Below are 23,707 nucleotides of genomic sequence, written 5' to 3' on the forward strand. Positions count from 1 at the left end.
CCATGCGCTTTAACCGGCTCGACATTCTCCGCTACGGCGCGCTGACCGACCGCACGCTCGATTTTCGCACGGGCGCTCGGCTGCATGTTATCTACGGGCCGAACGAGGCCGGCAAGTCCTCGGCGCTGAGTGCGATTTCCGACCTGCTGTTCGGCTTTCCCACGGCCGCCGAGCAAAGCTTCCTGCACGAGCCGACAACCCTGCGCGTCGGCGCATCGATCGCCACGCGCGATGGAACGACACTCGCCTTTCGTCGGCGTCGCGGGCGCAAAAACACGCTGCTTGCTCCCGACGACAAGGAAACACCGCTTGCCGAAGACGCCCTGGCGCCATTTCTCGGCAATCTGAGCCGTGATGTGTTCGAGCGCGCCTTCGGCCTCGATTCGCTGCGTTTGCGGCAAGGGGCGACGGCGATGCTGCGCAGCGGCGGCGAGATCGGCAGCCTGCTGTTTTCCGCTGCCTCTGGTCTCACCGGCCTCTCTCGCCTGCGCCAGTCGCTGGACGGCGAGGCCGATGGCATCTATGCGCAGCGGCGCTCCAAGGACCGCAGTTTCTATCAGGCGCTGGACCGTCACGACGAGGCGCGCAAGGTCGAACGCGACAACGAGCTCAAATCCGGAGACTGGAAGAAGCTGCTAGCCGAAGCTGCCGAACTCGAAGCCGAGCTGGAGCGCCTTCAGGATCAACGCCGCCAGACGCGACAGGCACTCGATCGGCTGCAGAAGCTGAAGACGCTACAGCCGCTGCTCGCTGAAATTGATGCCGAGCGGGCGGCCCTTGATGACCTTGCCGATCTCACGGCGATACCGGATAGTTTTGCCGATCGGTTGGAGCAGGGCCTGAACGACAAGCGTGCCGCAGAGGAGGAGCTGCGCCGCGCCCAGCAGCTTGCCGCGCGCACCGGTGAAGAGCTGTCGCTGATCCGCATCGACGAAACCGTGTTGCAGATATCGGACGATATCACCCAGCTCTTTGCCGATACCGGCAATTATCGCAGCCAGCGCCAGGATCTGCCGCGCGTCGATCAGGAGCTGGCCGGCTATGAGGCGACGCTTGCGCAACTGAGCCGCCGTCTAGGCTTTGCTGATACGGCGCAGTTGGAAAAGCAGCAACCCAGCGACGCCGATCGCGTCCGCCTCTCCGAGCTGGTGGAGGAGGGAAGGCGGCTGTTGTTGCAGGGCCAGGGAAATGCCGAGCAATTGGACAGCGAGCGCCGACAGCTGACGTCGCTTGAGAAGGATGGTTCTGCAGGCCGCCTGATCGACCCGAGACCCTATGTTGATCAACTCGAAGCATTGACTGGCGATCTCGCCAGCCTTGCCCGCCTTGATGGACTGGAGACGCAGATCAGCCGTATCGAGACGGATCTTCGCGAAACTGCTTCCCGCCTGCGTCCATCGATCGTTGATATCGACGCGCTCTTTGCAGCCCCGCTGCCGGACAGTGCCGAAATTGTCGCGCATCGTGAGACCATCGATGCGGCCCGCACCAGCGTGCGCGAGGCATCCGACAAGGTGCGTGGCTATGATGAGCAATTGGCCGATATCGAACAGGCGCTGGTGGATGCGGAGCGTACTGGCCCGATCGTCACCCGTGAACAGATCACCGGCGCGCGTGAGGCTCGCGATGCCCAATGGCGATCGATCCGCGACGGGTTGACGGATGGAGGCCCAGCTCCGGATGGCAAAGCGATCGCCAGCTTTGCGACAAGCCTCGCAGACGCCGATCGACTGGCCGATGTGGCGCTGAGCGATGCGGATCGTGTCTCGCGCCATGCCGATAATCGCTTGCGTCAGGCGCGGCTGCTTCAGGAACGCGAGGCTGCCGCAAAACGATTGCAACAGCGAGAAGAGACGTCGACAAAGGCACTGGCTGCTTTCGCGGCACTCTTCGATGCATCCGGTGTTTCCGCTCTCGATCCGGCAGCGATGCTGGAATGGCGGCGCGGGATCGAGGCTCTCTTCCGCGAGCGCCGGGCTCTTCGTGATCTGCTGGATGAGCGGAGTGAGGCCGCATTGGCGGAGACGCGTGTCTCGCCGGGGCTGAAGGATATTGCCGAGGCCACCGGTTACAAGAGCGGCCGCCTGCCGCCAGGTGCTATGGCGGAAGGCTTGCGAAAACACCTTCGCCTGCTTTCAGAGCGTTGGAGCGAGAGCCGTACGCGCGAGGGCGAGATTGGTGCCGCGCGGGATCGGCTGACGCGCCTCGGTGAGCAGCAGCAGGATATTGAGCACCGTCAGGCCATTTGGCGCGATGCATTCGGCAAGGCTGTCCTTTTGCTCGGCCTTTCCGCCGATGCGACGCTGGAAATGGCCGCTGCGGCCTTGAAGGCATGGACGGAGCTACCGGATGTTCTGGCGGAGCACGACAATCGTCAGCGTCGCGTCGGCGGCATGCGCCGCGACATGGCCGATTTTGAGCGGCGTCTCGCGACCCTTGCCGCCACCGCTGGATACGAGGTGGATCACCTGCCGCCGGACGCCGCCGCCGAGGCATTGCACGCTCGCGTCAGCGCCGTGCGTGGCGAGCAGAAGAAACACGACCGGCTCGAGGAGGAGCGCCAACGCGCCGAGGCGCAGGCTACCCAGTGCGGCGAAGCGCTTGCGACGGTGATGGCTAGCCTTGCCGATATGGCGGCGGATTTGCCCGAGGACACTGATCTGTTTGCTCTGCTCTCGCGTCTGCGCGATCGCGCCCGTTTGCAGGCGCGGCTGACGGAAAGCCGCGACCGCCTGCGCCAGCAGGCGGAAGGCGATGGCGAAGATGTGATCCGTGCGGAACTTATCGGCTTCGAACGCGTCGCCGCCGGGCTGGAGATCGAACGGCTCTCCGCCGAAGATCAAAGGCAGTTCACCGAGAACGGTGCGCTCGTGGCTCGTCTGGCGGAAAACCAGCGGCAGCGAAGCGCGCTTGAAACCGGTGTCAGCGCTGAATACGCCGTTTTCGAAAAGCTCTCCGCCGAACAGGAAGCCAAGGACCTGGCGCGGCAATGGGTGGTGCTGAAGCTTGCCGCGCAGATGCTGGCAAGCTCGATGGAGGCCTATCGCGAGCAGCAGGCCGATCCGGTCATCACGCGGGCGGGAGAGCTGTTTTCGCTGCTGACCGGCCATGGCTTCACACGGCTGGTCGAGGAGCACGACGATACGGATACGCTGCAATTGCTGGCGGAACGTTTCGGCGGTGAGCGCGTGCCGCTCGCAGGCTTGAGCGAGGGTACCGGCGATCAGCTTTACCTCGCTCTGCGGCTTGCCTTCTTGGAAGACTACTCCTCCCGCAACGAGCCGGCCCCACTCATCGTCGACGATATCTTCCAGACCTTCGACGATGAGCGCGCCAGTGCCGGGCTGAAGGCTCTCGCCGGCACGGCGGAGCGCTTCCAGACCATTCTCTTCACGCATGAGATGAGCGTGGTCGAGATTGCCAAACGGGAGATCGGTGGGGATCTGGATCTGATCCAGCTTTGAGCGCTCGGTGGAATGCCGGCCTTCTCGCTTGGATGACGTCTTCGAATGGCATAGGCTGGCTGGAGGAACCAGGCGCGGTGAGCGCCGTTCGTAGCAGGAGATTAGCCTTGGAAATTAAGCCCAATGGATCGCGCGCCGTGCTCAAGGCACCGGCTGAGTATTTCACTGGCGAGGTGCGCCAGGAGCCTTTGATGCAAGCGCCGGCGCCAGCCCGCGTCCAGGTCGTCAGCGTCAGTTTCGAGCCGGGAGCCCGCACCGCCTGGCACACGCATCCTTTCGGCCAGACACTGGTGGTGACGGCGGGCAAGGGACTTGCGCAGAGCTGGGGCGGCGATATCCGCGAGATCAATGCCGGCGATGTCCTCTGGTTCACGCCTGGCGAAAAGCACTGGCACGGCGCCGGGCCGGAGACCGCGCTCACCCATATCGCCATTCAGGAGACGCAGGACGGCAAGGCCGCGGACTGGATGGAATATGTGACCGAGGAGCAGTATCGCGCATAAGGGCAAAACGACGCGACACGACGGCGATCCGGTGGGATCGCCGTGAATTCACTGTGGAACGTGCAGTTTCGTCGGTATCAGGATCTTGGGGTCCGACTTGTCCCGGCTATAGGCCGGATTGAGGGCGCGGTCCGCGAAGGTCAGCGTCCCGTGCAGCCTGCGCAAATTATCCTTCTCCCGTTCGAAGCGCTTCTTCCGTTCTCCCGATTTGTCCGATCCCCGTGACAGTGATTCATGGTGATAAAGGCAGGCGAACGGCGTCCATATGATGCGGAACCCGGCCTTGTGGGCGCGCAGGCAATAGTCGACATCATTATAGGCGACCGCGAAATTCTCTTCGTCGAATGTGCCGATGGCGCGGGCGCAGTCGCCGGAAATCAGCATGACCGCCCCTGTCACGCAGGTCATGGAGTTGCGGACATGCAGCCTGTTCATCGGGCCGCCGAACTCCCTGGGCTTGCTCATGTACCAATGACCCGCCAGCCCGCCGAAGCCGATGACCACGCCGGCATGCTGGAGCTTGTTGTTTCCAAAGAGAAGCTTGGCGCCGACAATGCCGGTCCCCTCATAGGCGAGGCAAGTCACCATCTCTTGCAGCCAGCCCGGCTCGATGATTTCGACGTCGTTGTTGAGGATCAGATGGTGTTCACCCGTGGCGGCGCCGAGGCCGCGATTGACCGAGCGTGAGAAGTTGAACGGTTCCGGCGAGATCGATGCGGAGAATTGCGGGTAGGTCCGGCGGTAATGGTCGTAAAGATCGAGGACAGCCTGGTCCGAGGAGCCGTTATCGACGACCAGCACTTCGAAATTCGCATAGTCCGTTCGCTCGAAAATATCCTTCAGCACCCTAGAGATCAGGTCGAGGCTGTCCTTGCTGGGAATGATGATCGAAACCTTGGGCCATGAAGCCTCCGGCCGCTCGAACATGACGCGATGGAGGGTATCCGTCAGCGCTTTCTCCACGCGAATAGGCTGTTGCCGGAGCGCGAACCGTTCGAAAAGCGCCTTGCGGGCATTGGTGGTCGCGGCATCCATGAACTTGCGCGAATAGGTGCGTCCGTTGCGCCGCCACCAATAGGCCGGATAGGGCAAGTGCAGGACGGTATCGTCGGGCAGACCCTCCAGATAGCGCAGCAGCAGGTCATAATCCTGCGAGCCGTCATAGCCGGTGCGCAAATAGCCGATCTCCTGAAGCCGGCTGCGGCGATAGATGGAGAAATGGTTGATGTAGTTGACGCCCGTCAGGAGAACGGGATCATAGGCCGGCTTCAACATCAGGCCAGTAGGCCTTAGCGTGTCGTCGACCACCAATTCGTCGGTATAGAGGAAGTTCGCACCCGGATTCTGCTCGAGCGTGTGCCGCACGACCTTGAACGCGTGCGGTGCGATCACATCGTCGTGGTCCAGAAAGGCAACCCATAGGCCCCGAGCCTGAGATAGCCCGGCATTGGTGGCGGCCGCTATGCCGCCGTTCCGGTCATTCAGAACGAACCGGATATTGTCTTTCGGCTTCTGCGTCTCATACCATCGTTGCGTCTCTGCCGCGTTCGATCCGTCATCGCTGAGAATAAGTTCCGCCCCCTCTTCGTTTTGCTCTTCAAAGGATCTGACGAGATCGTCGAGATAACGGGGTGGGGCATTGTAGACGGGCACGACAACGCTGAGCCAGGTGCCGGGAGTGGCGGAAACGGATGGTGAGGGAAGATCGGAGCCCAGCCGATAGCTCGCCTCCGCATATTGTATCGTCCTGCTCGGCGACCGTTTTCCGAAGGCAAGTTTTGGTACTTTCGTCCAGTATTGCGGCAGTTTGCCGAGATCCACGCGCTCGGCTGGCCCATGTGCGCCAAGCAAAGCGGCGATGTGCTTCTCGGCCGATTTTGCCGAGGAAAACGCCTTCACGTCGAAGCTGAGCGTGGTGGGAAAGGTCGCCGGGTCGGCGCGCAGGGCGCAGATGGTGCCGATAGCCCCGACATCCGCCGTGACGATGAACCGACGCCCGGACGTCAGCGTGACCGTATCCTTCTCGCGGAACCCACGACCGCGATTGATATAGAATTTCGGGTCTATGGCCTCGTCGGCGCCGGCGATATGAATGACGACAAGCCTTTTTCTGACAGGCGAAAATCTGACTTCGAAAGCGGGGTCGTCACCAAGCGACTTCCATAGGTTGGAATTTGCTTCCGGCGAAATCTCGCGTTCAAGGTCGTCGTTCGGTAAAATCTTGAGTGTCATTGATACCTGGATATCCTAACGGCCGGCGGCGCAGAGCGTCTCCATGGCCAATTCATGCCATATCGCCAAGCGCATTGAAACGGATCCCCGGAAACGCCGTCGTCGTGCTCTGCCGCATTTTTTCTATGGATTTCATTGTGGCATTGCGCGCAATCAATCGCCGATCCCTATCGCCCACGAGCTGGTCGATCGCCATCAGCCATTCTTCCGCTGTGTTGCCGATGTGAAGCTCCCCGGCGACGGCGCAGCGCGCGAATGTCGGGCAGCGGGAAAATATCGCGGCGGCGCCCAGGCGGCTGATGTCGATCCGCTTGGTGTCCGATCGGCTATCATTGGTCTTGCCGATCAGGAGCGGCGCGAGCGCGATATCAGCGCCATGATCCGTGGTCTTCGCGAGATAGGACGCCCAGGGCAATGGTAGGCCTATGGTCGTTCGCGCCGGGTCGATGTCCTGGCGGCTCCACTGGCGCGCAAGATTGCCCTCGGCAAAAACCTCGAAATGCAAATTCCTGTGCTTGTCCATCGCTGTCTTGACGATCGGCATCAGGAACTCGTGTTCACGGCGATGAACGCCCGTCCCATGATAAACCATTTTCAGCGACGCGGAGGTTTCGTCGGAAATTTCCGACGGTCTCCGGCCTGGAGCCGCCGGCATGGGCGCGAGGATCTCGATCTTTTGGTGTGTATTCGTCAACGTGTCCGCTAGGGTCTCCGTCGATGTCCACAGATGCGTGAGTAACCGATTGACCCGAGGAAGCGGTCGGACGGCGAGATTGAGGAGGGTGATTTTGTAGGGCCAGGTCGCCTCGTCACCGGCAACGACGGCGGGGATATCGTCATCGACGAAATAGGCCACCCCCGCCAGGCTGCCTCGCTTGTCTTCCAGCCAGCGCAATTGCGGCTCCTTGATATAGCGGCAGATGATGACAAAAAGCCCTTCGCTGTCGACGTCCTCCAATCCCTCGTCGAGGCCCTTCATGATGACGGGGATATCGGCAAGAGCCTTGGTTCGCTCGTCCAGATAATAGCTGACACTGGGATTGGGGTATCGCGACAACACGAGAAGCCGCTTTGCAGGGGAAGGCGCTCCAGCAATGGGCGCGGCGGAAAGCCGAGGCCTTGGAAGCAATCCGTAGATGATGTTGCGCAGGATTTGCATGGAGGGTCGACCGGGGGAAATCACGCGAGACGATTTCGCAGGGCCGTCAGCAGGCCGACAACAGCGCCCCAGATGAGGATGGTGGCTGCTAGAACGCCGCCGATCCAGAGCCCGCGCTTGGGGTATTTCGCTTCGTCGGGCAGATTTGGGGCAAGGAACGTGTCGAGATAAAGCAGTTGCTGCTTGCTGACGAACTGTACTTGCTCCAGCGTTTTCATGCTCGCCGCAAACTGCTGTTCGGCCAGGGTCTGCTCCAGCTCTCGCTGAGACATGTCGACCGATACGTCCGCCAGGTTCTGTTCGGATTTGCCTTGTCCGGCCACCTGCCTGTTCAGATCGTCCAATTGCTTTTGTTTGCTTTCGATCTCGCGCTTCAGCACCCGCATCTGCGGCGCGGTGGGCGATACATTGCCGAGCAGCGCATCGTATCTCTGCTGGAGGTTGATTCTGTCTGTCTGCACGGTTGTGATCAGGTTCGTAAAGATCGCCGATGATCCCGCGACGCTGAGGACGCCGGTTTGATTGCGGGCGAGTTGAAGCTGCTCCCGCGTTTTCTGCAATTGGTTTTTCGCATTGTCGAGATTGGTCTGAGCGGTGGTGATGACATCGCGCCAGATGCGGTTGTTGACATCGTTGACCACGACTTCGGAGGCGGCGACCACTTCTTGCAATACCTTCTGCGAGTCAGCAGCCGAAAAGGCTCGGACCTTGACTGTCACGATACCGCTGTTCGCGTCGGTCTTGATGGAGACCATGTCCTCCCAGTAGTCGAGCAGCTTCTCCGTCGAGGCATCCTGCCTGAGCCTCGCCAGTGGATCGATATCCGGGTTTCCATAGAGCTTCTGGAAATTGACCTTGGACTGGAGGGCGGCCACCATGTCCTTGCTGGCAATGAAATTCGTGACGATCTGTGTATCCTGGGCGATCTGCGCCGATGGCAGGCCCGTGACCTTGGTGAGCTGATCCTTGCCAAGTGCCGGCGTCGAGGAGCGGACGGTGAAGCGTGTTTCTGACTGGTATTGATCCACGGCAATACGCGTGAAGTAGAAGACCGAAACAATATTCGGAATGACAACAATCAGAATCGCGGAAGCCAGTATCAGCCGTCCGATAACTTGCTCCAGCGGGCGGGGGCGCAGGCCGACCGCTTTGAAAAGCTGGCTCCGCTTCGATGTCGAGAAACGCAGCTTGCGCGCGGTCACGGACAACTTCGCGGCTACATCGCGGCTGTGCTGGATCGCGCTCAACTGAACAGATTCAGACGTTTTTCCACTATCGTGAGCCATATGGGACCTTGCTGCCACTCCGTCGCATCTTACCTGTTCAATCTGTAATAGGCTTCGATCGCCTGTTCGACCTTGTCGAAAACCATAAGTCTGCCGTCGACGAGTACCATACCCTTATCACAGTGCTTTTTGATCATGCCCATACTATGCGAGATCATGATGATGTCGGAATATTTTCGGCGGCTCTCGAAAGCGGCGCGACAACGCTCCTGAAAGCGGGCATCGCCGACGGAGAGGACCTCGTCGACCAGGTAGCACTCGAATTCGATGGCCATGGAAAGCCCGAAGGCCAATCGCGCGCTCATGCCGGAGGAATAGGTGCGCACCGGCGCATTGATATAGTCGCCCAGCTCCGCGAATTCCTCGACAAAACGGGAGACTCGTCCGACGTCCTCTCCATAGGCCCGGGCGACAAAATGGAGATTTGCCCTGCCCGTCATGAAGGGGTTGAAGCCGCTGGCGAAGCCCAGCGGCCATGATACCCGAACGTCCTTGGTTATCCTGCCGGAATTTGCCAGCATCGTGCCGGCGATCATCCGCATGGTTGTCGACTTTCCCGCGCCGTTCACGCCGAGCAGGCCATAGGAATAGCCCGACATGAATTCGCAGCTCACGCGATCCAGGATTACTTTCTTGCCATTTTGTGTCTTGAAATGTTTCGACACGTTTTTGAAGCGGATCATCGGTCGTCTCTCACTATATCCGGTGATCCTCCACGGATGCCCAAATCAGCGAAAGGGTCATCCAGATAACGGCCAGAGCAAGCAATATCATCAATGGGGTCGTGAACCGATGCGGAAAGATGGCTTCATCCGGAAGCGTTGGACTGACGAAGACGGCGAGATAAAGCGTCTTTCGAAGCGCTTCGGCAAGCACCGTGTCGTAATTCCTTTGAGAAGCCTCATAGAGCTTCTCCGCGATCATCCGGTTTGTGTCCAGCTGCGAGTATTCCAGCAATGCCTTGGCAAGGCTCGCATTTTCCGGACCCGTCAGCTCCAGCTTCATCTTGTCGATCTGATCCTGGAGGCTTTGCTGGGCAAGGGTCAATTGTTGATAGGCCGGCGAACTATCCGCATTTGACTGCCGCATCACGAACAGTCGCGTTTCGAATGCGAGCTTCTGCGCAAGCAGTCCCGTCAGAAGCGTGCTGCTGTTGGTGGCCTGAGTCTCCGGACTGAGAAGTCCGGATTGATGCTGGAACTGGTTGAGCGCGGTCAAGGTGTTGCTATAGGCTTTTCCGCTTTTCTCGACGTCGCCGCGCATGCTCTGCACGATGTCGTCGCGCGCGCGCTGCGAAAGCTGGTTGATCAGCAATTCGCTCTCCTGGATGATAGCCTCGGAAAGCTTGACGGAGTCATCCGGCGTGAATGCGCGCACCTTCAGGGTGATGATGCCCGAGGAGACATCGATATAAGCGCTGACGTGATCCGCCCAATAATCGAGAAATTCCTCGTCGGATTGCGCGGAGCGAAATCGCGATAGAAAATCCGCATCCGGCCGCACAAACATCGATCGGTAGTCGAGTTTCTCGCCAATCCGCTTGAGGATTTCCGTCGAGTGGATAAAGCTCGTGACGACGTAAGCGTCTTGCGAAGCGGAGCGCATGTTGAGAAGGCCCGTGGGCCCGGAACTGTTGTCGGATGATGTACCATCGCCCTTGTCGCCCGAACCGGTGCTGGAAAGCGAGCGAACGGCAAAGCGAGCTTCGGCGACATACTGATCCGAAGCAATGAAGATGTAATAGACCGAGCACACCAGAAACGGCAGAATAACGAACAGCAGGAAGGTGATGAGCCTGATCGGCGGCTTCCCGCCGGTTTGAAGCTCCGGGTCCTGGACACCAGGCGCCGGTATATATTCGATCTCCTGCAGATCATTGCGTTCGCGACGCTCGGGGACCCACCGTCGAAACAGTGACGGCAGGATCTGACGCGCGGGCTTTACCTGCGGATATTGCTGATCGATGGTCTCTTCAATGACTGTTTTGGGCATGTCGGCTTGCACTCATGTTCCGCAATTCCGGCGCGGTTGGTTTCATCGCCTCACGCACATAGTGATCAAAGATCAAATCTTCTTCGAGCATTAGTTCGGCAATATGCAACGAACGCAATCTCCTAGCAACGTCTTCAAGGGCGGTGTGCCTGGAGAGCAGCGGAAGGTCGCCGATCGAAATGCCGAAGAGTTCACCGACCGCGTCTTGAAAATGGATGCTGTTGGTATCGTGTCCGACGACGGTGAAGCGGGAAAGCAGGTCGATCGCCGCGGCGACATCGCCGCGCGTCGACAGTTGCTCCGGCGTGGTTGTGACGAGCTGGCGGGTAACGGGCGAGACCAGAACGTTCGTGACGTTCTGCGGCGCTTTCTTGAGCGCCGATTTAAGAGACGTCTCGCTTTCGAGATCGACCTCGGCGAAGTGTTCCGCCGCGGGCGCCAGGATGATCTTGTCACGGTCGCCAAAGAAGGAGATCTGCGTTTTCGCCATGCGTTTCAGGAGAAAGATACGCAGGGCCATTTCGTAATAAGGGTCGGTCAGCAAGACGATGGCCTTGAAACCCTTGTCAAGAAACTCCTCATAGTTGCGCAACAGCAGGCGTCCGCTGATGTAAATCGACTTGACGGCATTGAGATGAAAGGCTTGTAGCGCCGTTTCGTGGCCGAAGCGCTCCACCGACGACAGCTCGTACTGAAAATGACGGCCGCAGTGATAATCGAACTTGACCATCGGCAGGAGTTGCGTTTCCAGCCGCAAGATTTTCTGCGAGACCAGTTGTGATACCTGCGGTCGACGGTAGACCAGCAATCCCGACTTGGCGTCGTGGATCATGAGGGTACTGCGTTCGGCGAGATCCGGAATGATCTTCGTGTCGAGTTTGAAGCCGACCCGGCCGTTCTCATGGCGACCCGAATCGACGACCGCCTGCTTGATCTGGTCACAGGGCAGAACCATCAGATTGCCGCTGGCATCCGAAACCCTGATATGCGGCAGATCGGAAAAGCCGTCCGGGATGAGATAGCCCTCCAGAACCGTGCCCCGATCATATTCGAGATTAAATAGCACCGATGCCTCCCGGCGTCCCGGCCCGTTCGGTGGGGGGGCCGCGTTGACCTTCAGGAACCATCAAGTTGTCGTCTGTGCCTTCAATCACGTCAAGATCATCCCAAATCCTGGTGTTCAAACCTGCATGCTGGTGCCGTTGTCAGGAAGTAGCAGGCTCCTTGCGCGCCAGGAGAGAGAAGCACGGTCCGCCGGGATGATCGTAATTCTGATCCTTGATCACGATGTCGTTGTATCCAAGCTTTTCCAGCAGCCCCAATATGTCGTCCCGATGCATCCAGAAATGCCGATCCTTCATGCCGCCGCAGAAGGAGGCATTCGAGTTGGCGTGTTGATAGCTGCGCTCATAATAGCGCACGGGAACACCCTCGATCGTTTTCGTTTCGACTTTACCACTGAAGGGACGCCGCCGCGCATCGCCTTTGGGCATCGCCTCGTCGAGGAAAAAATGCGTCCAGATGAAAACTGCCTTGGTGCGGCTTGCCAGCCGTCTCAAGAATTCCCCTGGATCAGCCATATGGTAGAGCACGCCGGAGGCGAGGGCGAAATCATAGACTTCCTCGTGCTCGGCAAGCCAGGCCTGAATGTCGCCCAGCAAGAACGAAGCGCTATTGATATTGAGGACCTGTCTTGTCAGCAGGCATCTCAGAAAACAGAGCCGGTTTGCTTCGATGGCATCGATCCGCGCCGGACGCTGGCGATCCAGCATGTAGGTGTGCATTCCTTCCAGCGGTCCGACCTCAAGAATCTTCTTTCCCTCGATAGAACCGTAGGTTTTCAAAGCCCAGCTGATCCGGTCATCCGTATAGAGATGAAGGTTTCCAGCTTTCAGTTTGAGGGCGGCGGGAAAGGCGCAACTCCAGCCGGGAAGAGCATCGATCGCATTTTGATGATCAGGTTTGCTCTGTTCGTATTGATCGAATATCGCTCCGAGAGCGCTCTCCTGGGTCTTATTCTTGGATCGCTTTGGAAAGCCGAACATTGGCAAAACCTTCATTCTCATCGGTACTTTTTTCGTTCTGGTTTCGAGGAGCCCCCAGACCGCGTCGAACCGGTACCTCGTCGCAGTGTGTGTTGTACCCTGTAATCTCAGATGAATTCGTTCGCTTCCGCCGTGGCTAATCCTGCGAAGAACGATGCCGAAGTTTGACTGATCCCTGGTTGTCATGGTCGCCGTCCATGCGTCTGCCACGGTTTAGAGTTCGCGGCTGCGATAGGCAAGAGCGTGCTTATAAAAAGGGGAAGGGAGTAAGCCCGCTTCATTCAGGTCGACTATAGATGGACTTTGCTTAACGTTATTCCTTAACGAATACTTTTATCATTCAATAAATATTAATTTAAATTTATACAAGTTTGCCGAGATAAATTGCGTTACCCATACTTTCAGCCTATGGCCATAAGGTCGCGCGATCGTTTGTGGCAAAGTGTACTTATGTCATGGCATGCAATTTTTTGGCGGCGTGTGTCTTGAATGGGCTTGTTGAGGGACGTCCGTTATGCTTTTCAAGGCGCCAACGGATTTGTGAATAATGCGCTGCTCCGATCGAGTCGGCTGTGGCGGGGGTATTGATTTTGAGGTTATTCAATTGATTCGCGTAGGCGCGTTGCTAGTTTGCGTAGTTCTGGCGGGATGTAATTCCGTATCGAGCGAGGGGCCGCTGGCCGGTGCCATCGGTGATGACGCCGGACAATCCAGCGCCGAACTCGGACGCAAGAACGCGGCCGTTTTCGATGTGGTCGATATCGATAGCCGTACGGCCCGTCTCGTTTCCGATTATGTTTCCACCGCGCTCAACCGTCGGTTTGGCATCGGCGGCGGTGTCGGGCGGGTGGTTATCGGTGTCGGCGACGCGCTGCGGGTGACCATTTTCGAAGCCGGCTCCGACGGGTTGTTCTCGACGGCGCAGTCGAAGCAGGTGTCGCTGGATATTGTCGTCCAGCCGGATGGAACGGCGGCCATTCCCTATGCGGGGTCCGTCAAATTCGCGGGCAAGACGCTGGAGCAGGCCCGCAAGGCGGTTCTGGCTGCATTGGCAACCAAGGCGGTCGAACCGGATGTTATTGTCACGAGCACAGGCACGGCATCACGTACGGTGACCGTTTCCGGAGCCGTCGGCCGTCCGTCGTTGGTTCCCCTGGACCTCACAAGCGAAAAGATCACGCAGGTGATCGCCAAGGCGGGTGGACCGGTTACGCAGCCTTATGAAACCTCGGTCACGGTGGTTCGCGGCAACAAGATCGGCACCGCCCTTCTGAAGTCGATCGTCGAACACCCTTCCGAGGACATTTACGTTCAGCCTGGCGACCAGGTTTTCCTTGTGCGCGATCCGAGAACCTTTACCCTTCTCGGTTCCGTCAAGGGTGACGGTCGTATCGAGTTCGGCGCCAATGACCTCAATCTTCTCGAGGCTGTCGCCCTGGGGCACGGCGCGGTCGATGAGTCGACCAATGCCCAGGGATTCTTCCTGTTCCGCTATGAGGAGCCGGATATCGTCAGGAGCCTGCTCGGCCCAGCGCGTTTCCAGGCGCTCATGCAAAAGGGAATGGCGGCGGATTCCAAGGGACGTTACCCGATCGTCTATCGATTCGACATGTCGCATCCCGACAGTCTCATCGTTGGGCAAACATTCCCGGTCAAGAGCCGTGACGTCATCTATGTATCGCGTCACCCCTCGGTTGATATCCGGAAGTTCCTGACGCTGGTTGGCTCCCCGCTCGGGATAGCCTCTCAGGGTGCCGCGACGGCGGCTAACCTGGGGCAGTAAGCCCCGAGGGGCGGGGGGGATGCATGGTTCCGCATCCTCCGGCGCCGGCATGATCTCGGCGGATCGTTGTACTGTCGAAAGATCAAAACCTATGGGATCGCGAAGACTTACGGGAGCCGGCAGGTGGCTGCTCGCATTTTCCAAGCGCCGATCTTCGGTCATTCGAAAGCGATTGCCCGCCGATACTTTTTGTCAAAAAGCGTCGTCATTGCTGTCCGTTACTCAACGCAGCATTCCGTACTTGGTCTTTTTACGGGTGACAACTGCAGATAATTATGATGTGAACGTTTATTAGATGAAGATGGCTACTTTACATCCTGGGATAGTTTAAAAAAATAACGCCGAGAGATCATGACGATTGAAATTATCGGACGGGCGAGCATCGCCCCGGGGGCGGGTTCGATTGAGGAGCTGCAGCTCGTTCTCAAGGAAGGACGTTGTACTGTCGGTCGCATCCCTGATGAACGCTGGGATCTTGCGCGTTTCTGGCACCCGGTCGTCGGCACTCAAGGGAAAACCTACAGCTACGCCGCCGGCGTCATGGCGGACATCTATTCTTTCGATCCGGCAGTCTTCGGCCTCTCGCAACGCGAGGCGATGCAGATGGATCCGCAGCAGCGCATCCTTCTGAACCTCGTCTGGCGTGCTCTGGAAGATGCGAACTTGCCTGTGGATGGCTTCGACGGCGAGAGGGTCGGCGTCTATGTTGGGGCATCGTCGCTCGACCATGGCAATCTGACGGCCGAAGATCCGGCGTCCGGCAGCCCCTATTTCATGACCGGCAACACGCTTTCGATCGTTGCCAACCGAATTTCACATATTTTCGGCCTACAGGGGCCAAGCATGACGATCGACACGGCCTGCTCGTCGTCGCTTGTGGCGCTCGATCAGGCGGTGAGGGCGCTGGAATGTGGTGATATCGACACCGCGATCGTTGGTGGCGTCAACCTTCTGCTCCACCCGCTCTCCTTTGTCGGCTTTGCCCAGGCGCGCATGCTGTCGCCGGAAGGTCTCTGCCGGGCCTATGACGACAATGGCCGCGGCTACGTTCGCGCGGAAGGTGGCGCGGTCGTCATTCTGCGCAGGACCGATCGCGCGCTACGTGAAAAGGATCGCAGTTACGCTCGCATTCATGCGGTCGGGGTCAATTCCTCTGGCCGCACGAATGGTATCTCGCTGCCGTCGCGAGAGGCGCAAGCCGCACTGTTACGCTCGATCTATGAAGGGAAGAATATCGACGTCAACCGTGTCGCCTTCATCGAGGGCCACGGCACAGGCACCAAGGTCGGCGATCCCGCCGAAGTCTGGGCGATCGGCGAAGTCATTGGCCGAAACCGGCGGGCGCCCGTGCCTGTCGGCTCGATCAAGTCCAATATCGGCCACACCGAACCTGCCTCAGGCCTCTTCGGCCTGCTGAAGGCAATGATCGCGCTGGAGAACAATTTCCTGCCGGCGTCACTGCATTTCGATCAGCCGAATGAGACTATCGATTTTGAGGGATTGAATGTTCGGGTCAATACATCGGCCATCGAGCTTCTTCCGGCGAAACGCCCGCGCTTCGCCGGCATCAATTCTTTCGGCTTCGGCGGCACGAATGCTCATGTCGTCATCAGCGATCCCGATCCGGTCGCTCCTCCCGAACCGCAGATGCGAGGTGATGGCACGATTTTCGTCGCGAGCGCTCACACAGCCTCGGCGCTTTCGAGACTACTTGAGGACTATAAGAACAGCCTGACCTATGCGGAGCCTAAGGAGGCCCGGCAGATCGTCGCGTCCGCCGTGGCCAATCGTGAGCCCATGCGTCACCGTTTCGCAGCCAAAGCGAAGGATAGCGCTGCGGTGCTTGCGGCGATCGATGCGCATTTGTCCGGCGAGAGTTCCGTTGGTGAAATCGGTGAAGTGCCGAGCCAAGCCGTCAAGATTGCCTTCGTCTTTTCCGGTAACGGATCGCAATGGGCGGGAATGGGCGTCGAGGCCTATCAGGAAAACCGCCATTTCCGGCAATGTTTCCAGTCGTTTAGCGCGCTCTTTGAATATTATCTCGGTGAGAAGCTGACGGATATTCTGGTTTCGGCTGATCTGGCCTTGCGGCTCGCCGACACCAAGATCGCGCAGCCTTTGCTGTTTGCCGTTCAGGCCTCTTTGTCGGATTGCCTGGCGGCACTTGGCGTGAAGCCTGATATTGTCTTCGGCCATTCGGTCGGCGAAATCGCAGCCGCCTATGCGGCCAAGGCGCTGACGGCTGCCGAGGCGGTCGTGATCGTCGCTAAGCGCTCGCTGCATCAGGATCTTCTTGCCGGTGAAGGCAAGATGGCCGCCGTGGTTCTCAATGAAGACGCAACACTCGCCTTCGCCAAGTCTCACGGCCTGGACGATATCTGCATTGCGGCGATCAACGCGCCGAATTCGGTCACGATTTCCGGTCCCGTCCACGAGATCGAGGCATTCAGAGATGCCGCCCGCAAGGCGCATATCGTCGCGCACGTCCTCGACATCAACTATCCTTTCCATCACCCGATCATTGACCGGGCGAAGGACGCCTTCCTGGCGGATTTGCCGGATGTCGCACCGGATGCCGGCACGGGTACTTTCATTTCGTCGGTGACCGGCGAGCTTCATGACGGTCGTCTACTGGATACCCAATATTGGTGGCGCAACGTCCGCGATCCCGTGCTTTTCAAGGTTGCCTGTCAGGCGGCAATCGCGATGGGATGCAACCTGTTCATTGAGATCGCTCCGCGTCCGATCCTGTCGAATTATGTGACGGAGATCGCCAAGCAGGCGTCCGTCCAGGTGGTTACGATACCGACATTGCTGCGCGAGGCGCCTGTCCCCGACCGCGATCCGGTTTCGCAGTCTTTCGCGCGCGCTGTGGCACATGGTGCGCCGGCGCTGCGCTCGCGGGGCAGCGCAACGCGCAATGCCTTCGTTAAGCTGCCGCCCCTGCCATTCGAGCCAGTCGAACTGCGTTCACAGCCGACTACGGATGAGATCGATATTTTTGGCCGTGACGGCAAGAGCCCTTATACTTTGCTCGGCTGGCGCACGGATCCCAACAGTTCCAGCTGGAAGAACCATCTGGACGCGCATCTGTTTGCCGACCTCGCCGAACACGTTGTCGATGGCAAGGCGATCCTGCCGGGCAGCGGTTTCATCGAGATCGCCGTTACCGCGATACAGCAATATTACGAGACCGATGAGGTCGAGATCGGCAATCTCGAGATCCTGCGGCCACTGGAATTGCGCCAAGACCGCATAGCAGAGCTGTCGACCATCCTGTCGCCGGAGACCGGCAACATCGAGATCCGCTCGCGCGAGCGGCTGAGTAATGACGACTGGACCGTCCATGCCGTTGCGCGAGGCCGCAAGCCGATCGATCTCGGCGTGATCGAGGAGCGAGCCCTGCGTGGCTCCGAGGGCCGCAAGTTCGTGCTGACCTCCGAGAAAACCTATGACATGGCGGAGCGTTTCGGCCTGCAATACGGTCCGCATTTCCAGCTTCTGTCGAAGGCCGTCGCTTTCGGCCACGATGTCATCGAAGTGGATCTCAAGCGAGCCGCCGCACCAACCCACCCGTTTGTGACCTATAATCTCAATCCGATGTCGGTCGATGCGGCGTTTCATGGTCTCGTTGCGCTGTTCGAGCAACTGTCCGGTGACGAGGCCGGCGCCCCTTATATTCCAGTCCGTTTCGGCACCGTGCGTGTTTCGGGCAAGGGAAGACCGGTTGCCAAAGCCGTCATAGAGATTGATCGGTTCAGCCGGAACTCGATCAAGGCCCGTTTCCGCATGATGGACGCCGAGGGCTGTCAGATTGCGGTTTTCGACGATTGCCGCTTCCGCCGCACCTACTTGCGTCGTCATACGACGCTTGCCTCCGTAGCATTCCATTATGAGACCGTGCCGTCGGCGATCTTCGGGCGTCGGGCCGGTTCGGACATAACGTTGCCGGATGCTTCGGCACTGCAAGGTCCCGCGAGGACGCATTCGTTCAATAATGCGACGCTATTGCTTGATGCGACGATCTATCGGGCGTGTCACGAGATCGCACTGGCGGTTGCGGGCAAGGGTGGAGCAATTTCGTTTTCTAGCCTTCCCGACGAGCCGGAGTTCCGGTCATTCCTGGTCAACTGCCTCTATATTCTGGAGGATGCCGGTATTGCCTCGGCCGATGACGGCGAGTGGCGCGTACCGCTCGATTTTACCTTGCCGCCGGTAAGCGACGTCTTGCGGGAGCTTTATCGTGAAGACGCCGGCCGTGTTGCCGAAGCCGTTCTCGTCAACAATGCCTATCGCGAGGCGCTGGAGCGTCTCGCCGCCGTCCACAAGCATGTCCTTGGCCAGTCATCGACCAAGGCGACCGTTCATGCGGTTGGCGGCGCAACGTTGAAGCACGTACTTGTTCATGCGCCTCTGAGCGGCAAGCGGCTTTCGATCATCGCAGAAGCGCTGACGGCATCCATGGAGGCCAATCCCGGTATCGTTGGCCATATTCTGGAGGTGGGTTCGACATCCGCGGCGTTCAGCCAACGGCTGGCGGCGATCGCCGCGAAGGCCGGCGCCTGTCTGATCATCGCCGAGCCGCGAGAGCAGGTGCGCCATGCGCTTGAAATCGCCTTCGAGCGGGATGCGCATGTCATCGTTACAGAGCCTGCCAAGCTTGCGGATCAGCCGCTTGCCGACATCATTGTTGCGTCAGGCGATCAAAGCCAGCACCTTCTGTCCCGCGACGAGGGGCTGAAAGCCGCCATCCGCGCAGCTGCGTTGCACAGTGCGCAGCTTTTGTTCGTTGATCGTGCGCCGAGCGCCTTCAACGATTTTGCCTTCGGTCTGTCGGAGGGATGGTTTGCCGGCAGCCAATCGCCGGAGTTCCCCGTGGGCCAGCTCGGCACAGTGCAACAGGTCGAGGATATCTTCGCGGCACTTGGTTTCGGCAAGGCGCAAGCCGAAGAAAAGATCTTTCCGGAAGGCGTGCTGATCACGGCAATGGCCGTGTCTGAACGCCAGATGGTCGACGCCGCCACCTCGCCGGATGTCGATGCGCCGCTGCTCGTTTTATGCGAGTGTGGCGAGAACCCTGTTGGGATCTCCAGCGCGCGGACCACCGTAATCGATGTCGCAACGACGCCTCTGGATCTCGGCGATGTCCTAACGTCGCTCGAACATCATCCGATTCGCATTCTCTACGCGGCGGAGAGACAGGGCGATCGTGATGCGGCCGACTTGTCGCTGGCGCGGCTGCAGACGTTTGCGAAACTGGCGGATGCCTTGGCGCGTCGCGCCGATGGCGACAGGCCACGACTGGTGATTATCGCTCCGGGCGGCTCGCCGCTGGCCGAAGAGCGGATTGATGGCGCCAATTCCGGCCTTTGGGCCTTCGCGCGCGTGCTGCAGAACGAATACGACGTCTTTGATGTGCATCTTCTGGATGCCGAAACGGATGACGAGCGGGCGATCGCGGCCGTGGAGACGATCCTTGTGGCCAAGACCGACAACAGGGAATGGGCGTTGGATCGGGCAACCGGCGAAGTCCGCGAGATTCGCGCTGCCGCTGGTCCCTTTGCCTTGAGCGATATGAGCCGCCGTGACGTCTCGGCAGCGACGATCCGGCAGCACACGAGCGGCCGCCTCGACAGCGTCGTTTGGGAAGAGACGAACCCGCCGGTGCCGTTGGATGGCGAGGTGATTGTCGCCGTCGAAGCCACTGGCCTCAATTTCCGCGATGTCATGTGGGCCATGGGCTTGCTTCCGGAAGAGGCGCTGGAGGATGGGTTTGCCGGCGCCACCATCGGCATGGAATTCGCTGGTCGCGTTTTGGCGACAGGATCCGCCGTCGATGATATCCAGCCGGGCGACAAGGTTATGGGGATCGGCCCCGCTGCGTTTTCGACCCATGTGCGCGTGCGCCGCGATGGCGTTACCAAATTGCCGGAGAAAATGGAGACAGTTGCCGCGGCCACGGTGCCCGTTGCCTTCCTGACCGCCTATTACGCGATGGTCGAGCTCGGGCGTATTCAGCCTGGCGAGACGATCCTGATCCATGGTGCGGCCGGCGGTGTCGGCCTCGCCGCGCTCCAGATCGCCAAGCTCAAGGGTGCCAAGGTGATCGCCACCGCGGGTACGGTCGAGAAGCGCCGTTTCCTGGAGATGCTTGGCGCCGATCATGTGCTCGATTCCCGCTCGTTGGATTTCGTTGCGGGTGTTCGCCGTCTCACACGCGGCGAAGGCGTCGATCTCGTGTTGAACTCGCTGTTTTCCGAGGCGATGGAGCGGAGCATCGAGCTGGTCAAGCCGTTCGGACGTTTCCTGGAGTTGGGCAAGCGTGATTATTACTCCGACCGCAAGATCGGCCTGCGCCCCTTCCGCCGCAACATCAGCTATTTCGGCATCGACGCCGACCAGTTGCTGGTCAGCGCTCCGGCTCTCACAAAGCGGATTTTTGCCGAGATCGGCGAGCTCTTTACCGACGGCAAGCTGACGCCGCTGCCCTATCGAGCCTTTAGCTACGACGAGATCGGCAGCGCTTTCCGGTTGATGCAGAATGCTGGCCATATCGGCAAGATCGTCGTCCGCCCGCCTGTTCTGGGTATCGACCGCGTCTTACCGGCTCCGGCGAAATCGCTGCGGCTCGACCCCGATGGTGTTTTCCTCGTGGCTGGCGGCATCGGCGGTTTCGGTCTTGCCGCCGCCGATTGGCTGGTTTCCAAGGGTGCGCGCCGCATCGCGCTGTGCTCGCGCCGGGGCATGGCTGATGAGGAGACGCTGAAAGCTGTTGGCGAATGGGAAAAGAAGGGTGTAGTCACAACGCTGCACGCCTGCGATATCACCGACGGGGCGGCCGTCGAATCCCTGCTTGGCTTGCTTCGCTCCGAAGGCGCGCTGAGGGGTGTTATCCATGCCGCGATGGTTCTGGATGATGCACTGCTCGCCAACCTGACGCCGGAGCGCAACCAACCCGTCATTGATGTGAAGGTTCGCGGCGCCGGTATTCTCGATCGTTTGACCAGATACGATCATCTCGATCTGTTCCTGTTGTTTTCCTCTGCGACCACCATGCTCGGCAATCCGGGGCAGGCGAATTATGTTGCCGCGAACGGCTACCTCGAAGGTCTGGCGCGTGCGCGCCGCGCCGCCGGATTGCCGGCGCTCGCTGTTGGCTTCGGCGCCATTGCCGACAAGGGTTTCCTGGCCCGCAACGGCGAAGTCAACGACCTCCTGTCCAAGCGTATCGGCAAGGCCGCTTTGAGGGCGCGCACTGCGCTGGAGCAGGTCGAGCGCTACATGCTTGCCGACACCGGCAAGGTCGAGGCCGCCGCCGTCATGATCGCGGAGATCGATTGGAGCGCGGCCCGTATGCTGCCGATCGCCGGCCGGTCGCTGTTCGCGCCGCTGATGCGCCATGCGGCCAACCATCAAACCTTGAACGATGGTGATACGATCGATCTGCGGGAACTGATCAAAGGCAAGTCCGAGGATGAGGCGCAGGCCGCGTTGCATACGGTTGTCGCCTCCGAAATTGCCGCGATCCTGCGCGTGACGGAAGATACGATCACGCCCGACAAGGTGTTAAAGGATATCGGCCTAGACAGTCTGATGGCGATGGAACTCGGCATGAGCTTCCAGCAGAAGACCGGCTTCGACATTCCCTTGAGCGGTGTCGGGGAGGGGACAACGGTCAGTGACGTCGTCAGCCGTTTGTGCGATCGCGTCATGAACCGTAGTGGCGAGGAGGCCGCCAGCTCGGCGGTAGGCGAGGATCAGGTGGTTAGCCGCCTGGTACAGAGCCACTCCCTGCAACCGAAGAAGGCCGCGCAGTCATGACGCAGGATGCCGATGATGATGCTACCGCTGGCGAGCGGAAAAGCAGCCTGCTGGAGCAGATGCGCCGCGTCGGTGAATCCTCTGGGCGCAACCGGGCCGAACGGTTGAACAAGCAGGCGCAGCAGCCGGTACGCCAGGCCACGCGCTTTGAGGACCTGCCGGAATACAAGCGCGTGATGACGCAGAAGATTGCCGGCGAGATGGCGGGTATCGCCAATCCCTTCTATCGCTCGCATGATGTTGCCGCCGGCGCGACGACGCGGATGGGTGGGCGCGAGTTTATCAATTTTGCCTCCTACGACTATCTGGGCACCAATACAGACCCGTCGGTAGCGGCTCGTGCCAAGGAGGCCATCGACCGCTTTGGCATTTCCGCCTCCGCCAGCCGGCTTGTCGCCGGAGAGCGGCCGGTGCATGTCGAGTTGGAGCAGCAACTCGCCAAGGTCTACGGCGTCGATGCCGCCGTCTGTTTCGTCAGTGGTTACCTGACCAATGTCGCCACCATCGGCTGCCTGATGGGCCCGCAGGACCTCGTCATCCATGACGAGTTCATCCATAATAGCGCGCTTGCCGGCATCAAGCTTTCCGGCGCGGCGCGGCGTCTGTTCAAGCACAATGATGCCGAAAATCTTGAAAGCATCCTGAAGACGCTGTCTTCCGATTTTCGCCGCATCCTGGTGATCGTCGAAGGTGTCTACTCCATGGATGGCGATGTCGCCGATCTCCCGGCATTGCTGGAGCTGAAGGCACGCTATGGCTTCTGGCTGATGGTGGACGAGGCGCATGCGCTCGGCATCCTGGGCGCGAACGGCCGCGGCACCTTCGAGCATTTCGGGCTCGATTCGCGCGATGTCGACATCTGGATGGGAACGCTCTCGAAGACGACATCGAGTTGCGGTGGCTATATCGCCGGCAGCAGTGCGCTCGCCGATGTGTTGAAAGCAGAGGCGGGCGGCTTCGTCTACAGTGTCGGCCTTGCCCCGGTTCTGGCGGCGGCGGCTATCGCGGGTCTGCAAATCCTGGAATCGGAACCGGACAGGGCCGCGCGGCTCCGGCGTAACGGCAATCTGTTCCTGGAATGCGCCAGGCAGGCGGGTCTCGATACCGGCCTGAGCCTCGGCTTTTCGGTTGTTCCCGTCATTGTCGGTGATTCGCTACGGGCGGTGCAGCTTTCCAACGATCTGCTGAACGAGGGCATCAATGTTTTGCCCATCATTCATCCGGCCGTGCCCGAAGGCATGGCGCGCCTGCGCTTCTTCATCACCTGCGATCATACCGAAGAGCAAATTCGTCATTCCGTCGCCGTAACTGCCCGAAAACTCAAAGATTTACAGGATCGGAACTTCGGCCTAGGGTCCATCGACATGGACAAGGTGATGCAGTTGTTGCCGACGCGTCAGGCATCCATCAAGCCCTAACCTC

Annotated in this window: 12 protein-coding genes; 5 read left to right on the forward strand and 7 right to left on the reverse strand. The window is 59.6% G+C overall.

From position 1 onward, the window contains the following. The first annotated feature begins 2 nt into the window (after positions 1 to 2). Complete coding sequence (locus tag EX00_RS27355) at positions 3 to 3,464, forward strand: ATP-binding protein (RefSeq protein ID WP_047464961.1); 3,462 nt, start codon at positions 3 to 5, stop codon at positions 3,462 to 3,464. Between the two features lie 107 nt (positions 3,465 to 3,571). Then, entirely contained in the window at positions 3,572 to 3,967 is a 396-nt protein-coding gene (locus EX00_RS27360) for a (R)-mandelonitrile lyase (RefSeq protein WP_047464964.1), read from the forward strand. 48 nt (positions 3,968 to 4,015) lie between these two features. On the opposite strand, the gene EX00_RS27365 is transcribed toward EX00_RS27360, so the two are convergent. From EX00_RS27365 to EX00_RS27395, 7 genes are all read right to left on the reverse strand, one after another. Further along, a complete protein-coding gene (locus EX00_RS27365; RefSeq protein ID WP_047464967.1) occupies positions 4,016 to 6,199 on the reverse strand; it encodes a glycosyltransferase family 2 protein in 2,184 nt (727 codons plus the stop codon). A gap of 52 nt (positions 6,200 to 6,251) precedes the next feature. Then, positions 6,252 to 7,259 (reverse strand): hypothetical protein, encoded by a 1,008-nt coding sequence (locus tag EX00_RS27370; protein ID WP_234709120.1) that lies wholly within the window; start codon positions 7,257 to 7,259, stop codon positions 6,252 to 6,254. 119 nt (positions 7,260 to 7,378) lie between these two features. Continuing rightward, the gene (locus EX00_RS27375; protein ID WP_234709121.1) at positions 7,379 to 8,605 is read right to left on the reverse strand and encodes a KpsE/RkpR family capsule polysaccharide export protein; all 1,227 of its coding nucleotides are present in this window, start codon (positions 8,603 to 8,605) and stop codon (positions 7,379 to 7,381) included. A 68-nt stretch (positions 8,606 to 8,673) separates the two neighbouring features. Continuing rightward, positions 8,674 to 9,327, reverse strand: coding sequence for an ABC transporter ATP-binding protein (locus EX00_RS27380; RefSeq protein WP_047464974.1), 654 nt, complete (start codon positions 9,325 to 9,327; stop codon positions 8,674 to 8,676). A 13-nt stretch (positions 9,328 to 9,340) separates the two neighbouring features. Continuing rightward, positions 9,341 to 10,636, reverse strand: a complete 1,296-nt coding sequence (locus tag EX00_RS27385; protein ID WP_047464975.1) for a KpsE/RkpR family capsule polysaccharide export protein — start codon at positions 10,634 to 10,636, stop codon at positions 9,341 to 9,343. Beyond that, positions 10,617 to 11,702, reverse strand: a complete 1,086-nt coding sequence (locus EX00_RS27390) for a hypothetical protein (protein WP_052210970.1) — start codon at positions 11,700 to 11,702, stop codon at positions 10,617 to 10,619. Before EX00_RS27390 ends, EX00_RS27385 begins: the two co-directional genes overlap by 20 nt. A gap of 139 nt (positions 11,703 to 11,841) precedes the next feature. Next, positions 11,842 to 12,867 carry a class I SAM-dependent methyltransferase gene (locus EX00_RS27395; protein WP_234709122.1) on the reverse strand — a complete coding sequence of 342 codons (1,026 nt, stop codon included), beginning with the start codon at positions 12,865 to 12,867 and terminating at the stop codon, positions 11,842 to 11,844. 418 nt (positions 12,868 to 13,285) lie between these two features. Between EX00_RS27395 and EX00_RS27400 the strand changes: the two genes are divergently transcribed. From EX00_RS27400 to EX00_RS27410, 3 genes are all read left to right on the forward strand, one after another. Then, a complete protein-coding gene (locus EX00_RS27400; RefSeq protein ID WP_047464978.1) occupies positions 13,286 to 14,464 on the forward strand; it encodes a polysaccharide biosynthesis/export family protein in 1,179 nt (392 codons plus the stop codon). A 351-nt stretch (positions 14,465 to 14,815) separates the two neighbouring features. Then, positions 14,816 to 22,285: a type I polyketide synthase gene (locus tag EX00_RS27405; RefSeq protein WP_047464981.1), complete on the forward strand. Its 7,470-nt coding sequence runs from the start codon at positions 14,816 to 14,818 to the stop codon at positions 22,283 to 22,285. Then, a complete protein-coding gene (locus EX00_RS27410; RefSeq protein ID WP_047464983.1) occupies positions 22,282 to 23,703 on the forward strand; it encodes an aminotransferase class I/II-fold pyridoxal phosphate-dependent enzyme in 1,422 nt (473 codons plus the stop codon). The genes EX00_RS27405 and EX00_RS27410 overlap by 4 nt, the downstream gene beginning before the upstream one ends. Positions 23,704 to 23,707: the final 4 nt, after the last annotated feature.

The sequence above is a fragment of the Martinezella rhizogenes genome (genome assembly GCF_000799715.1).
In the GTDB taxonomy this organism is placed as follows: Bacteria; Pseudomonadota; Alphaproteobacteria; order Rhizobiales; family Rhizobiaceae; genus Rhizobium; species Rhizobium rhizogenes_C.

Coding starts and splice junctions, on each gene's coding strand:
- EX00_RS27355 (WP_047464961.1), top strand. CDS start 3: ATGCGCTTTAACCGGCTCGACATTCTCCGCTACGGCGCGCTGACCGAC.
- EX00_RS27395 (WP_234709122.1), bottom strand. CDS start 12,867: ATGACAACCAGGGATCAGTCAAACTTCGGCATCGTTCTTCGCAGGATT.
- EX00_RS27365 (WP_047464967.1), bottom strand. CDS start 6,199: ATGACACTCAAGATTTTACCGAACGACGACCTTGAACGCGAGATTTCG.
- EX00_RS27410 (WP_047464983.1), top strand. CDS start 22,282: ATGACGCAGGATGCCGATGATGATGCTACCGCTGGCGAGCGGAAAAGC.
- EX00_RS27380 (WP_047464974.1), bottom strand. CDS start 9,327: ATGATCCGCTTCAAAAACGTGTCGAAACATTTCAAGACACAAAATGGC.
- EX00_RS27405 (WP_047464981.1), top strand. CDS start 14,816: ATGACGATTGAAATTATCGGACGGGCGAGCATCGCCCCGGGGGCGGGT.
- EX00_RS27385 (WP_047464975.1), bottom strand. CDS start 10,636: ATGCCCAAAACAGTCATTGAAGAGACCATCGATCAGCAATATCCGCAG.